At 43.9% G+C, this 14,839-nt stretch carries 10 protein-coding genes; 9 read left to right on the top strand and 1 reads right to left on the bottom strand.

The features are described from left to right. Nucleotides 1-114: 114 nt before the first annotated feature. The 5 genes from AAC147_RS02910 to kdsB all read left to right on the top strand — a co-directional run bounded on the left by AAC147_RS02910 (nucleotide 115) and on the right by kdsB (nucleotide 6,290). A complete protein-coding gene (locus AAC147_RS02910; RefSeq protein WP_081988941.1) occupies nucleotides 115-2,517 on the top strand; it encodes a ComEC family protein in 2,403 nt (800 codons plus the stop codon). Between the two features lie 35 nt (nucleotides 2,518-2,552). Then, entirely contained in the window at nucleotides 2,553-4,301 is a 1,749-nt protein-coding gene (msbA, locus tag AAC147_RS02905) for a lipid A ABC transporter ATP-binding protein/permease MsbA (protein WP_047678928.1), read from the top strand. Further along, a complete protein-coding gene (lpxK, locus tag AAC147_RS02900) occupies nucleotides 4,298-5,278 on the top strand; it encodes a tetraacyldisaccharide 4'-kinase (protein ID WP_047678926.1) in 981 nt (326 codons plus the stop codon). The genes msbA and lpxK overlap by 4 nt, the downstream gene beginning before the upstream one ends. 79 nt (nucleotides 5,279-5,357) lie before the next feature. Next, complete coding sequence (locus AAC147_RS02895) at nucleotides 5,358-5,537, top strand: Trm112 family protein (protein WP_038269284.1); 180 nt, start codon at nucleotides 5,358-5,360, stop codon at nucleotides 5,535-5,537. Nucleotides 5,538-5,540: 3 nt separating this feature from the next. Continuing rightward, complete coding sequence (gene kdsB / locus AAC147_RS02890) at nucleotides 5,541-6,290, top strand: 3-deoxy-manno-octulosonate cytidylyltransferase (RefSeq protein WP_047678923.1); 750 nt, start codon at nucleotides 5,541-5,543, stop codon at nucleotides 6,288-6,290. A 190-nt stretch (nucleotides 6,291-6,480) separates the two neighbouring features. Here kdsB and elyC read toward each other — a convergent pair whose 3' ends face one another. Then, a complete protein-coding gene (gene elyC / locus AAC147_RS02885) occupies nucleotides 6,481-7,272 on the bottom strand; it encodes an envelope biogenesis factor ElyC (protein ID WP_047678921.1) in 792 nt (263 codons plus the stop codon). A 171-nt stretch (nucleotides 7,273-7,443) separates the two neighbouring features. On the opposite strand from elyC, the gene cmoM reads away from it, so the two are divergent. The 4 genes from cmoM to mukB are packed head-to-tail and all read left to right on the top strand — an operon-like array spanning nucleotide 7,444 to nucleotide 14,705. Beyond that, nucleotides 7,444-8,229 carry a tRNA uridine 5-oxyacetic acid(34) methyltransferase CmoM gene (gene cmoM / locus AAC147_RS02880; RefSeq protein ID WP_047678919.1) on the top strand — a complete coding sequence of 262 codons (786 nt, stop codon included), beginning with the start codon at nucleotides 7,444-7,446 and terminating at the stop codon, nucleotides 8,227-8,229. Next, entirely contained in the window at nucleotides 8,226-9,548 is a 1,323-nt protein-coding gene (gene mukF / locus AAC147_RS02875; RefSeq protein WP_047678917.1) for a chromosome partition protein MukF, read from the top strand. Before cmoM ends, mukF begins: the two co-directional genes overlap by 4 nt. Continuing rightward, complete coding sequence (mukE, locus tag AAC147_RS02870; protein ID WP_047678915.1) at nucleotides 9,529-10,251, top strand: chromosome partition protein MukE; 723 nt, start codon at nucleotides 9,529-9,531, stop codon at nucleotides 10,249-10,251. Before mukF ends, mukE begins: the two co-directional genes overlap by 20 nt. Further along, the gene (mukB, locus tag AAC147_RS02865) at nucleotides 10,248-14,705 is read left to right on the top strand and encodes a chromosome partition protein MukB (RefSeq protein ID WP_047678913.1); all 4,458 of its coding nucleotides are present in this window, start codon (nucleotides 10,248-10,250) and stop codon (nucleotides 14,703-14,705) included. The genes mukE and mukB overlap by 4 nt, the downstream gene beginning before the upstream one ends. Nucleotides 14,706-14,839 lie beyond the last annotated feature (134 nt).

Below are 14,839 nucleotides of genomic sequence, written 5' to 3'. Positions count from 1 at the left end.
CTAAAATTAATTTGCGAAACACTTTCAGAATAAATTTCAACTGACTGGCGGTAGTACACATTATCAAATAGTCTTCTCTGCATGAATGGAATTTTAATACAGAGGAATAAATGGATGCAGCAGACTATTTTGTTTCTCTCTACTGTTTTTTTATCTATTTTACGAAAATTATTCTTGAAAATATTTCGAAAGCGACTTTGTCGGGACTCTTTTTGGCAAAAATCTTTACCGATTATCAAATTAAACCAAGCTGCTGCGATTATTATCCTGGGAACAGTTCCACTTTTATTATTTGGTGAATTGCCTCAATGGACAGAACTCCTCGCTTTAGCGGGGGTGGCAATGGTTTTATGGTTTATTCCCTATAAAATAAGTCGTCTTATTTCACTGATATTATGGGTATTGATTTGGGGGAGCTGGCATGGTCACAAGATTTTGGCTCAAATAATATATTTCAGTGAAACAACTCGCTCAGTAACCGTTATAATTGATAGTGCATCGTTGAATGAAGCAGGTAGAGAAGAAAAAACACGTTATAGAGTCAGATTGATTGAGAGTGATGGGAAATATATTTTCCCCGGACTTTATGCGTCAGTATTATGGAATTCTTCAATACCATTATGTGCAGGCCAGAAATGGCAGGTTACAGTGAAACTCAGGCCTGTTCATGCCCAATTGAATCAAGGGAGTTATGATAGCCAACGATATGCCTTGTCAATCCGTCAGCCTCTTAATGGCAAAATCATCAAGGCAAATTTATTGAATGGTAATTGTAATTTCAGACAAAAACTAATCAATGAACTGACACCTGAAATACAATCTCTGAAACAGGCTGGTATTGCTTTGGCATTATTGTTTGGTGAAAGGGCATGGTTAGATAAACAAGCCCGGTTGTTGTTACAACAAACAGGAATTGCGCATTTAATGGCGATTTCAGGGCTACATATTACAATAGCCAGTTTATTTGGTTGGGGTTTTGCCAGAGGGGTCCAGCTTTGTTTCCCTGCAAAATGGATTGGGTTCCGTTTCCCGCTCCTCATGGGATGGTTGACTGCAATGTTGTATGGTTGGCTTTCTGGATGGGGGATCCCGGCAATTCGGGCAATGCTAGGGTTGACACTTTGGATATATTTACGATGCAGAAGTTATTTTTGTTTTTCATGGCAGTGGGCTTTATGGAGCGCTGCACTGATTTTACTTTTTGATCCACTAGCTATTCTTTCTGATAGCTTTTGGCTTTCGTTTTTTGCAGTAATGGCGTTGCTGTTTTGGTTTCACTGGATGCCGTTGCCTGAAAAAATTCGTTATGGTTGGCGATGGAGTTGGCTACGTGGATTGCATATGCAATCGGGAATGATGTTAATGTTATTACCGTTGCAGCTTTTGCTATTTCAAGGAATTAATATTGCTTCATTGATTGCAAATTTATGGGCTGTCCCGATAATCTCTTTTCTGACAGTCCCATTGATCATGTTGGCATTGCTGAGCGCCATATTACCTTTGCACCAACTTATTCAACCATTTTTATGGCAATTAGTTGATTACACTATCTCATTCGCGTTAATACCTCTGCCTGTTCTTACCCATTCATGGATTGAGACAGGGCATATTCCTTTCTTCATTACTTTTGCCTGTTGGTTTTTCGTTATTGCTTGGCGACTTGGTTGGTGGAAATCCTATGCAGGGTTGTTATGTGCTTCTGTTGGAGTTGCTCTCTGTTATTTTAAACGTGGTGATGAATTCCAATGGCGTTTTTCAATGCTGGATGTTGGGCATGGTTTGTCTGTTATCATTGATAAAGGAGGAAAGGCGGTTCTATTCGATACAGGAAACCGTTGGGAAACAGGAAGTATGGCAGAAAAAGTCATCCAGCCTTATTTGCGTTGGCATCGGTTAACTCCTGAACAGATTATTTTGAGTCATGATCATCTGGATCACACGGGAGGAGTGGAATATCTGCGTGAAAAATATCCCAATATTCAAATTAGAAGTTCTTCTATTGGCCATACTCACTTACCCTGTATTCGTGGTGAAAAATGGGTATGGCAGGAATTAACTTTTCAGGTTATCTGGCCTTTGGAAAAAGCAGAAAATGTGGGTAATAATCAGTCTTGTGTTATCCGTATCAATGATGGTAAACATAGCTTATTGTTAACGGGGGACTTGGAAAAACAAGGAGAATATCGTTTACTGGGCCTTGAAAGGGAAAACCTTAATGCAACATTCTTACAAGTTCCTCATCATGGGAGTAATACTTCATCTACCGCTGCGTTTATACACAGAGTCAAGCCAGAATATGCTTTGGTTTCAGTTGCACGTTATAGTCCCTGGAAGCTCCCCTCAATGAAAGTCAGACAGCGTTATAAAGATGCCAAAATTCAATGGCATAGTACCGATTTTTCAGGGCAGATCACCGGTTATATTTATTACGATCACATTAAACTTGAGGGATATAGACAGCAGTTAATATCACGGTGGTATCATCAGTGGTTTGGTATTCGCGGTGATCATGAGTAGAATAAGCCGCTATTTCTTTTGGTTTTGGTAACTCAATAATGAATGATAAAGACCTTTCTACCTGGCAGACCTTTCGCCGCCTGTGGCCGATCATCACACCATTTAAGGTTGGGCTGTTAGTTGCGGCAGTTGCGCTAGTTATAAATGCTGCCGGCGATACATTGATGCTTTCCTTGTTAAAGCCTTTGCTGGATGAGGGGTTTGGCAAGGCAGACATGAGTGTATTGAAGTGGATGCCATTGGTGGTCATTGGATTGATGCTTTTGCGTGGCATATCTGGGTTTATATCAAGTTATTGTATATCTTGGGTATCCGGCAAAGTCGTCATGCAGATGCGTCGTCGTCTGTTCAATCATATGATGGGCATGCCAGTCTCCTTTTTTGACCAACAATCTACGGGAACATTACTTTCTCGTATTACCTATGATTCAGAACAGGTTGCTTCTTCTTCTTCCGGTGCTTTAGTTACAGTTGTCAGGGAAGGAGCATCAATTATCGGGCTGTTTGTCCTGATGTTCTATTACAGTTGGGAACTGTCCTTAATTCTGATTGTTATTGCTCCGATTGTTGCGGGTGTTATCCGCCTTGTGTCTGTACGTTTTCGCCGTATTAGTAAAAACATGCAAAATAGTATGGGAATGGTGACAACGAGTGCGGAGCAAATGCTGAAAGGGCACAAAGAAGTCTTGATCTTCGGTGGACAGAAAGTTGAAACAGAACGTTTTAATAAAGTCAGTAACCATATGCGCCAGCAAGGAATGAAAATGGTTTCCGCTGATTCCATCTCAGACCCGATCATCCAGATTATCGCTTCATTTGCATTGGCATTTATCTTGTATGCTGCCAGCTTCCCTGAAATTATGGGCGCACTGACAGCGGGTAAGATTACAGTGGTATTCTCGTCTATGATAGCTCTAATGCGTCCACTGAAATCTCTGACCAATGTTAATGCACAATTTCAACGTGGTATGGCTGCTTGTCAGACTTTGTTTGCGATTCTGGATATGGAGCAGGAAAAAGATGAAGGTAAGTTGGAAATTAAAAAAGCGAAAGGCGATATCGAATTCCGTGATGTTACTTTCTGCTATCCAACCAAAGATCACCCCGCTCTGAAAAATATTTCCATGACAATCCCGGCAGGCAAAACCATTGCTTTGGTTGGGCGTTCTGGCTCAGGAAAATCAACGATTGCCAATCTTCTTACCCGTTTTTATGACGTTAGCGAAGGGGATATTTTGCTTGATGGTCATGATTTGCGTGAGTACACATTGTCTTCTTTACGTAACCAGATAGCGTTGGTATCGCAAAATGTTCATTTGTTCAATGATACCGTGGCTAACAACATTGCTTATGCCAGTGAAGGTCAGTTCAATCGTGCAGAAATTGAACGTGCGGCAGAGATGGCATACGCAATGGATTTTATCAAAAAATTAGATAATGGCCTTGATACCATGATTGGTGAAAATGGTGTCTTGCTTTCTGGTGGACAACGTCAACGTATTGCCATTGCCCGTGCTTTGCTGCGTGATTCTCCGATTTTGATTCTGGACGAAGCCACTTCGGCACTGGATACGGAATCTGAGCGTGCCATTCAGGCAGCATTGGATGAATTGCAGAAAAACAGAACATCACTGGTAATTGCTCACCGTCTTTCTACTATTGAAAATGCTGATGAAATTATTGTCATTGAAGATGGTAACATTACCGAAAGAGGCAGCCATACAACTCTGTTGGAGAAAGAAAGTGCATATGCGCAATTACACCGGATGCAATTTGGTCAATGATTGAGCACATTTGGTCTGGCCGTTCAAGGCTCTATATCCTATTATTGCCACTATCAGCCCTTTATGGGCTGATAAGCGGTTTGCGCAAGTTAGGCTATAAATCGGGTTTGCTTCGTTCCTGGAAAGCTCCTGTTCCTGTTGTTGTGGTAGGTAACTTAACCGCTGGAGGCAATGGTAAAACACCTGTGGTTATCTGGTTAGTTGAGCAATTGCAACAGAAAGGTTATCGGGTTGGTGTTGTCTCTCGTGGTTATGGTGGAAAATCTGGACATTACCCGTTGCTGGTAACGGATGAAGTGACTACTGCACAAGCGGGAGATGAGCCGGTTTTAATTCAGCGTCGTACCGGTGCGCCGGTGGTAGTTGCTCCAAAACGCGTTGATGCTGTCAAAGAATTATTGGCGCATTTTTCCGTTGATATTGTTATCACCGACGATGGTCTCCAGCATTATGCTTTGCAGCGTGATTATGAAATCGTTGTTATTGATGGAGTTCGCCGTTTTGGTAACGGTTGTTGGCTGCCGGCAGGGCCGATGAGGGAACTTTCAGGCCGCTTAAATACCGTCAATACCATTATGGTTAATGGAGGAATGCCAGAAACAGGTGAACTGCCCATGACATTAAAAGGTGAAGTTGCCGTCAATCTGCGGACAGGAGAACCCCGAAAAGTCAGTGATATTCCCAATGGTGTGGCGATGGCAGGAATTGGTCATCCACCGCGTTTTTTTGCTACATTGCAGCAACTGGGTGTAAATCTGCAAGCAACTCATGCGTTTGCTGACCATCAATTCTATGAAAAAGCACAACTATTGGCTTTAGCTAATAATGAACAGAATTTGTTGATGACAGAAAAAGATGCTGTTAAATGTTCTCAGTTTGCACAGCCTAATTGGTGGTATTTACCGGTTTCTGCCTATTTGCCGGAAGAACAAGGGCAAAAAATGCTAGGTGATATTTGTGCCTTGATCCCTGAATAAAACAACAGAGTTAACGGTGAGGCATCGCTTGTGGTATTCTGAGCCGCATTAAACTTCAAGCTCGTCATTTGGGGGATGTATGGATCACCGTTTACTCGAAATCATTGCTTGCCCAGTATGTCACGGTAAGCTCAGTTACGATAAAGAAAATTTTGAACTGATTTGCAAAATTGACCGCCTCGCTTTTCCTTTCCGTGATGGTATTCCCGTGCTGTTAGAACATGAAGCACGTGTTCTGCCAACAGAGGAAAAAAGATAATTCATGTTTACTGTCATTATTCCAGCACGTTTTGCTTCATCTCGTTTACCCGGAAAACCATTGGCAGATATACATGGAAAGCCGATGATTGTGCGGGTTATGGAGCGGGTTATCCGTTCTGGTGCCCATCGCGTAATTGTAGCCACAGATAATCAGGCCGTTTTTGATGCAGTTGCCGCTGAAGGTGGTGAAGTCTGCATGACAAGTGAAAATCATCATTCAGGTACAGAACGTTTGGCGGAAGTTATCGACAAATACCAATTTGCCGATAATGAAATTATCGTGAATGTTCAGGGTGATGAACCACTTATTCCCGAACAAATCATCAAACAGGTTGCTGATAATCTGGCAGCAAGTGATGCTGGCATGGCAACACTTGCTGTACAAATCCAGGATGCAGAAGAAGCATTCAATCCCAATGTGGTAAAAGTCGTCATGGATGCGCAAGGTTATGCGCTCTATTTTTCACGTGCCACGATCCCGTGGGAACGTGATCGTTTTATGCACTCCAAAGAGACTATCGGAGATAATTTTCTGCGCCATATCGGGATTTATGCTTACAGAGCTGGATTTATTCGTCGCTATGTACAATGGATGCCAAGTCCATTGGAAAATATCGAAATGCTCGAACAGCTACGGGTACTTTGGTACGGAGAAAAAATTCACGTGGCGAAAGCACTGCAAGCACCGGGTGCTGGTGTGGATACACCGGAAGATCTGGATGCAGCCAGAAAAGCTTTTGCAGCACTTTGAGTATAAGAAATTTTGAATGCGCTGGTTTTTGAATAGTAGATCTTTTGAAAACCAGCGGAATTCAGAGCATAAGAAACGTAATTAGGCGATTTGAACCGCCTAATTGGATTGGGTGTTATTAAACAGAATGAGCAGGTTTGTATTTGTATATAGTGATACTGCTAGCGGTTTTCTACCGCGAGTTTGCTAATTATTCGTTCTCTTTATCTGTACTGGAAGGCTTGATTGTTTGCCACATTTTCCCCAGTGTTTCATACCAGGCACGCTCCGTATGGGAAAAAGAATAGGAAGATGGAATGTATTTTTCCCATCCATATAATGGAGTTGTGACTGCCAGTTGATTTGCCGGGCCGGGAATAGGGTGCATACCACGTTGTTCGAAAAATTTCAGAGAACGTTTCATATGATTTGCGGAAGTGACAAGAATAAGAGGCTGTTGCATAACGATCTTTTCAACCTCGATCGCTTCTTCCTCTGTATCCAGCGGTTTTTTTAATGCTATTGTGTCTTCTACAGGAACTCCCAAAGATTGTGCTACCATAGCAGCGATTTCTGCACTGCTAATTGAATTAACACCCTTACCCCCGGTAAAAATCATTTTTGCACCAGAATTAAGACGATATAACCGAATACCTTCGGTCACTCTGGGCAAGCTATTACTAATAAGATTGGCACTGGGTGCCCATTCCGGGTTATAAGTGAAATCGCCACCAAGAACGACAATGTATTTTATCGGCGGTGTATGTTTGGTATCAGGCTCGTAGCGTTGGATATATTTCCCTTCAACAGGAAGTAACAACTTGTCAGCAACGGGTTGTAAGCTTAATAAAAGTAGCGCAAGCCAGCTCAGTGACAGAATAACTTTCCCCGTTTTTTGCCAGTGGGTAAACCACAACAAAAGCAAAGCAGCCAGAGAGATAAGAATGATTAAAGGTAGCGGCATTAATAGCGCACCAACGTATTTTTTAAGCAGGAATAACATCAATTGGCCTATGGTTTGATTGAATTATCACCGCACAGGGGTAGATTCAGGGCTAAAAGTAGTGAATTTACTGATTACTGTGCCAAAATAACAATAGTAAAAAAATAGCAATAGACAGCATAAATATTCAATAGATACATCAAACTTAGTTGATAAGTGAGGCAGTTTTTCATGCGGGATCGCAATTTCGATGATATTGCAGACAAATTTTCGCGTAATATTTACGGCACAACCAAAGGTAAAATCAGACAGGCCGTTGTCTGGCAGGATATCAAAGAATTGCTGAACCATTTACCTCAACAACCACTGCGTATTTTAGATGCAGGGGGTGGTGAAGGAAATATGGCTTGCCAATTAGCTGAATTAGGCCATCAGGTAATATTATGTGACCTTTCTGAAGAAATGATCCAACGGGCAAAAAGTAATGCAGAAGAACGTGGCGTTCTTCATCAGATGCAATTTATCCAAAGTCCGGTACAGGAAATTCGCCGATATATTGAACAGCCCGTTGATTTAATTCTGTTCCATGCGGTATTGGAATGGATCACCGATCAAAAAGATGCGATAGAAATATTGGGAGATATAATAACGCCCGGTGGTGCACTCTCATTAATGTTTTATAATGCTAATGGACTAGTTATGCGCAATGCCATTTTGGGTAATTTTCATTTGGCGACGCCGAATATTCAGCGTCGCCGTAAGCGTTCTCTATCGCCACAGAATCCATTAGTGCCTGAACAGGTATATCAATGGCTCGTTGAGCTCAATATGGAAATAACCGGAAAAACAGGAGTCAGGGTTTTTCACGACTACCTGCAAAGTCGCCAATTGCAAGATACAGATTTTCCAGCGTTGCTAGAACTTGAACAACGTTATTGCAGACAAGAGCCCTATATCAGCCTTGGACGCTACATTCATGTGATGGCACGCAAGCCTACCTTAAAGAGCGAATTATGAGTGAATATTCCCAGACTGTTCCTGAACTTGTGTCCTGGGCCAGAAAGAATGATTTTTCCATTTCGTTGCCACCAGAGCGGTTGGCTTTTTTGATGGCAATTGCTGTATTGAATAATGAACGTCTTGATGGCGAAATGAGTGAAGGAGAGCTGGTTGATGCTTTCCGGGAGGTTTGTAAAGGTTTTGAACAAACGGCGGAAGCGGTTGCGGTTAGGGCGAACAACGCCATTAACGACATGGTGCGCCAAAAGTTGCTTAGCCGTTTTACCAGTGAATTAGCAGAGGGTAATGCTATCTATCGCCTGACTCCATTAGGGATTGGCATTAGTGATTATTATATTCGCCAGCGTGAATTCTCTACATTGCGTCTTTCCATGCAGCTTTCCATCGTTGCCAGTGAACTGCATCGTGCTGCTGAAGCTGCTGAAGAAAGTGGTGATGAATTTCATTGGCATCGCAATGTGTTTGCGCCACTTAAATATTCAGTAGCTGAAATATTTGACAGTATTGATATGTCACAGCGCATTATGGATGAGCAACAAAACAGCGTAAAAGCAGATATTGCGGCGTTGCTTAATCAGGATTGGCAGGCAGCTATCGCCAACTGTGAGCAGCTACTGTCTGAAACCTCTGGAACCCTGAAAGAGCTTCAGGACACACTGGAGGCAGCCGGTGATAAACTACAGGCTAATCTACTGCGGATCCAGGATGCCAATATGGTAAATGAGGGATCTGAGCTGGTTGATAAACTGGTTTTTGATCTGCAAAACAAACTCGATCGTATTATTAGTTGGGGGCAGCAGGCTATTGACCTTTGGATCGGTTACGACCGCCATGTTCACAAATTTATTAGAACTGCCATTGACATGGATAAAAACCGCATTTTTGCTCAGCGTCTTCGCCAATCTATCCAACACTATTTTGATAACCCGTGGGTGCTGACTGTCGCGAATGCAGAGCGTTTGCTGGATATGCGTGATGAAGAGCTAACATTGCGCAATGAAGAAGTCATGGGTGAATTGCCACCGGAAATGGAATACGAAGAGTTTAGTGAAATCAACGAGCAACTGGCGGAGATGGTGGAACAGGCGCTGGCAATTTACCAACAGGCCAAACTTCCATTGGATTTAGGGGCAGTATTGCGTGACTACCTTGCTCAGCATCCCCGCCAGCGTCATTTTGATGTGGCACGTATTCTGGTGGATCAGGCAGTACGGTTGGGCGTTGCAGAAGCGGATTTCTCTGGGTTGCCAGCGGAATGGTTAGCGATTAATGATTACGGAGCCAAGGTGCAGGCACATGTCATCGACACATATTGAACAATTTATGCCAGTTAAACTGGCTCAGGCATTATCCAACACACTTTTTCCAGGATTAGACAGCCAACTTCGTTCAGGGCGTCATATTGGAATGGATGATCTTGATAATCATGCTTTTTTAATGGATTTTCAGGAGGAGTTGGAAACTTTTTACTCACGTTATAACGTCGAGTTAATTCGCGCACCAGAAGGTTTTTTCTACTTACGCCCGCGTTCAAATACACTGATTTCCCGCTCTGTTTTGTCTGAGTTGGATATGATGGTGGGTAAGATCCTGTGCTATCTCTATCTCAGCCCGGAGCGTTTATCCAATCAGGGCATATTTACTTATCAGGAACTTTATGAAGAGCTGTTGTCATTGGCGGATGAAAATAAGCTGATGAAATTGCTGAACCAACGCTCAACTGGCTCTGATTTGGATAAACAAAAACTACAGGAAAAAGTACGTACTTCCCTAAACCGTTTGCGTCGTTTAGGAATGGTCTATTTCCTGCAAAATGACAGTAATAAATTTACGATCACCGAAGCTGTATTTCGTTTCGGTGCAGATGTGCGTAGCGGTGATGATCCACGTGAAGCTCAGTTACGGATGATCCGTGATGGAGAGGCGATGTCGGTGGAAAGTAGCTTATCGCGAGAAGGTAGTGAACACGAAGAAGCATCGGTGCATTCAGCAGAAGGTGCGGAGGATGAGCAGTCATGATTGAACGCGGTAAATTTCGCTCACTGACACTTGTTAACTGGAACGGCTTTTTTGCCAGAACGTTTGATCTTGATGAACTGGTAACCACGTTATCTGGTGGTAATGGTGCGGGTAAATCCACGACGATGGCAGCATTTGTCACGGCTTTGATCCCTGACCTGACGCTATTGCATTTCCGTAATACCACGGAGGCAGGAGCAACAAGTGGTTCCCGCGATAAAGGTCTGCACGGAAAACTGCGTGCAGGTGTTTGTTATTCTGTACTGGATGTTGTTAATTCCCGTCATCAGCGGATCATTGCCGGTGTACGTTTGCAGCAGGTTGCTGGTCGAGACCGGAAAGTTGATATTAAGCCCTTTATGATCCAGGGTGTCCCTGCATCAATTCAGCCGACACAGTTATTAACCGAAAACATCAGCGAACGTCAGGCGCGGGTTCTGCCATTAAATGAACTGAAAGAGCGTCTTGATGAGATGGATGGCGTCCAGTTCAAACAATTCAACTCCATCGCTGACTACCATGCCTTGATGTTTGATTTAGGTGTGATCCCAAAACGTCTACGTTCTGCCAGTGATCGCAGCAAGTTTTACCGTCTGATTGAAGCATCGCTGTATGGCGGGATTTCCAGTGCCATTACCCGTTCATTGCGTGATTACTTATTGCCAGAAAATAGTGGTGTCAGAAAAGCATTTCAGGATATGGAAGCCGCTCTGCGTGAAAACCGTATTACGCTGGAAGCCATTCGTGTCACTCAATCTGACCGCGATTTGTTTAAGCATCTTATCACTGAAGCGACGGCGTATGTTTCGGCTGATTACATGCGCCATGCTAACGAGCGCCGTATCCATTTAGATGAAGCACTGGCTTTACGTAGTGAATTATTTGCGGGCCGTCGTCAGTTAGTGACGGAACAGTATCGCCATGTTGAGATGGCACGGGAACTTGCTGAACAGAGTGACGCATCTTCTGATTTGGAGATGGATTATCAGGCAGCCAGTGATCACCTGAATCTGGTGCAAACAGCCATGCGCCAGCAGGAGAAAATTGACCGTTACCAGGCTGATGTTGAAGAACTGACTTATCGACTGGAAGAACAAACTGAAGTCGTTGAAGAAGCGAAGGAATTGCAGGCCGAATATGAGGCGGTTTCTGAGGCTGCTGAACAGGAGGTTGACGAATTGAAAAGCCAGCTTGCTGATTATCAGCAGGCATTAGATGTACAACAAACCCGTGCAATTCAATACCAGCAGGCATTGCAAGCGTTGGAACGTGCCCGTGAGTTTTGCCAGCTTCCTGAATTGTCGATAGAAAATGCAGAAGAATGGCAAGAAACCTATCAGGCTAAAGAGCAGCAGGCAACAGAAACCCTGTTGTCATTGGAACAAAAGCTGAGTGTGGCCGATGCCGCTCATAGCCAGTTCGAGCAAGCTTACCAGCTAGTAAAAAGTGTTGTTGGTGAAGTCAGCCGCAGCGAAGCATGGCAAAGTGCTCGCGAAGTACTGCGTGAATGGCCATCTCAGCGTCATTTGGCTGATCGCATTCAACCATTGCGTATTCAACTGGCTGAACTGGAACAACGGTTGAACAGCCAGCAAAACGCAGAGCGTTTGCTGGAAGACTTCTGTAAACGCCATCACCAGCAATATCAGGCGGAAGATCTGGAAGCATTGCAGGGTGAATTAGAAGCCCAGCTAGAAGAATTAAGCCAGAGTGCGCATAAAAGTGGTGAGCGCCGTATGCAGATGCGCCAAGAACTTGAGCAACTCAAGCAGAAAATTCAAGGATTGACATCACGTGCCCCTGTTTGGCTGGCTGCGCAGGAAATGCTGAACCAACTTAGTGAGCAGAGTGGTGAAACGTTCGAAAGTGGTAATGATGTTACGGAATATATGCAGCAGTTGCTGGAACAAGAACGTGAAATCACTGTTGAACGTGACGATGTGGCGGCACAGAAACGTGAATTCGAAAAACAGATTGAGCGTCTGAGCCAGCCGAGTGGTGCAGAAGATAGCCGATTGTTGGCACTGGCGGAGCGTTTTGGTGGCGTTCTTCTTTCAGAGATTTACGATGATATTACCATTGACGATGCACCTTATTTCTCTGCGCTATATGGCCCTGCACGTCATGCGATTGTTGTACCTGATCTCTCTCTGGTACGTCCACATTTGGAAGCATTGGAAGATTGCCCGGAAGATCTCTATCTGATTGAGGGTGATCCACAATCATTCGATGACAGCGTATTCCATTTTGAAGAGCAGGAAAATGCAGTTCTGGTGAAATCCTCCGATCGCCAGTGGCGCTATTCCCGCTATCCTGAAGTGCCACTTTTTGGGCGGGCGGCAAGGGAAAACCGTCTGGAAGCTCTTAGCCTGGAGCGTGATACACTGGCAGAGCGTTACGCAACGCTCTCATTTGATGTACAGAAAATCCAACGTGCGCATCAGGCTTTCAGTCGTTTTGTTGGTAAACACTTATCCGTAGCGTTTGATAACGATCCGGAAGTTGAAATTCGTAGCCTAAGCCAGCGCCGTACAGAGCTGGAACGAGAATTGTCACAATTTGAGACTCAGACTCAACAATATCAACAAAAACAGTCTCAGGTAAAAGAGAGTTTATCTGTACTGAATCGGTTGATTCCGCAAGTCACGATTTTGTTGGATGAAACACTGATTGATCGTGTAGAAACCGTGCGTGAAGAAATGGTTGAAGCACAAGATGCAGTTCGTTTCTTACAACAGTATGGGGGTGCGCTGAATAAACTTGAGCCATTGGTTTCCGTTTTACAAAGTGATCCCCAACAACATGAACAGTTACAACGGGATTATGAAGCAGCTAAGCATAGTCAAATTAAGGCTAAACAACAGGCTTTTGCTCTGACTGAAGTAGTACAACGTCGTGCGCATTTCAGTTACAGCGACTCGGCGGGAATGCTTAGTGAAAATAGTGACTTGAATGACAAACTGCGTCAGCGTCTTGAACATGCGGAATCTGATCGCCGCCGTGCCCGTGAACAATTGCGCCAGCAGCAATCGCAATGTGCTCAGTTTAGTCAGGTATTGGCCTCATTGAAGAGTTCTTATGACACCAAACGGGATATGTTGCAGGAACTTGAGCAAGAGATGAAAGAGATCGGTGTTCAGGCTGATGCCGATGCAGAGAGTCGTGCCCGTGAACGTCGTGATCAGCTTCATACCGCCGTGCAAACTAATCGTTCCCGAATTAATCAGCTTGAGAAACAAATTGCATTCTGTGAGGCCGAAATAGAAAACCTCCACAAAAAGCTGCGTAAATCTGAGCGTGATTATTATCTGAAACGGGATCAGGTGGTTTCTTCTAAAGCTGGCTGGTGTGCTGTAATGCGGATGGTGAAAGACAATGGTGTTGAACGTCGCCTCCATCGTCGTGAACTGGCTTATATGGATGGTGATGCGTTACGTTCAATGTCAGATAAGGCGTTGGGAGCGTTGCGTCTTGCGGTAGCGGATAATGAGCATTTGCGTGACGCATTGCGATTGTCTGAAGATCCGAAACGTCCTGAACGTAAGATTCAGTTCTTTGTCGCTGTGTACCAACATCTGCGTGAGAGAATTCGTCAGGATATTATTCGTACCGATGATCCAGTTGATGCCATTGAACAAATGGAGATTGAACTGGCTCGCTTAACGGAGGAATTGACAGCACGCGAGCAAAAATTGGCCATTAGCTCTAAAAGTGTAGCCAATATCATCCGTAAAACCATTCAGCGTGAGCAGAACCGTATTCGTATGCTGAACCAGGGGTTGCAGACTGTTGCATTCGGTCAGGTAGGTGGTGTACGCCTGAATGTGAATGTACGTGAAAGCCACTCTGTTTTGCTGGATGTACTTTCTGAACAGCAGGAGCAGCACCAGGATCTGTTTAATAGCCAGCGTCTGACTTTCTCGGAAGCAATGGCCAAACTTTATCAGCGTTTGAATCCGCAAATCGATATGGGGCAGCGTTTACCTCAAACAATTGGTGAAGAACTACTGGACTATCGTAATTACCTTGAATTGGAAGTCGAGGTAAACCGTGGTTCGGACGGTTGGCTGAAAGCGGAAAGTGGGGCACTTTCCACAGGTGAAGCGATTGGTACGGGGATGTCAATTCTGGTGATGGTTGTACAGAGTTGGGAAGAGGAATCCCGTCGTCTGCGTGGCAAAGATATCTCTCCATGTCGTTTGCTGTTCCTTGATGAAGCGGCCCGTTTGGATGCAAAGTCAATTGCGACATTGTTTGAATTATGTGAACGTTTACATATGCAGTTAATTATCGCAGCGCCAGAGAATATCAGCCCAGAGAAAGGGACAACCTATAAACTGGTGCGTAAAATCTTCAATAATCAGGAACATGTGCATGTTGTTGGGTTGCGAGGTTTTGGACAGGAAGTGCCTGCTATCGAACAGCGGCAAGAGCAAGCTCAAATGATATTCTAAAGATAATTTCTTTTAAACTAATAGATTAAAGCCGTCATTCAATCAAATGACGGCTTTTAATTTATAAAGATAATGATAACGTTTTGAAATAGGAGTGTTTATTATTCTATGCCATTGTGACCAAGATGGCAGAA

It is taken from the genome of Xenorhabdus sp. NBAII XenSa04 (assembly GCF_963866145.1).
Taxonomy (GTDB): Bacteria; Pseudomonadota; Gammaproteobacteria; order Enterobacterales; family Enterobacteriaceae; genus Xenorhabdus; species Xenorhabdus indica.
This window is presented reverse-complemented; position numbering and strand designations above follow the sequence as displayed.

Bases quoted from the DNA above. Each gene is read 5' to 3' on its own strand.
- AAC147_RS02910 (WP_081988941.1), top strand. From the start codon at position 115: ATGCAGCAGACTATTTTGTTTCTCTCTACTGTTTTTTTATCTATTTTA.
- lpxK (WP_047678926.1), top strand. From the start codon at position 4,298: ATGATTGAGCACATTTGGTCTGGCCGTTCAAGGCTCTATATCCTATTA.
- AAC147_RS02895 (WP_038269284.1), top strand. From the start codon at position 5,358: ATGGATCACCGTTTACTCGAAATCATTGCTTGCCCAGTATGTCACGGT.
- kdsB (WP_047678923.1), top strand. From the start codon at position 5,541: ATGTTTACTGTCATTATTCCAGCACGTTTTGCTTCATCTCGTTTACCC.
- elyC (WP_047678921.1), bottom strand. From the start codon at position 7,272: ATGTTATTCCTGCTTAAAAAATACGTTGGTGCGCTATTAATGCCGCTA.
- cmoM (WP_047678919.1), top strand. From the start codon at position 7,444: ATGCGGGATCGCAATTTCGATGATATTGCAGACAAATTTTCGCGTAAT.
- mukF (WP_047678917.1), top strand. From the start codon at position 8,226: ATGAGTGAATATTCCCAGACTGTTCCTGAACTTGTGTCCTGGGCCAGA.
- mukE (WP_047678915.1), top strand. From the start codon at position 9,529: ATGTCATCGACACATATTGAACAATTTATGCCAGTTAAACTGGCTCAG.
- mukB (WP_047678913.1), top strand. From the start codon at position 10,248: ATGATTGAACGCGGTAAATTTCGCTCACTGACACTTGTTAACTGGAAC.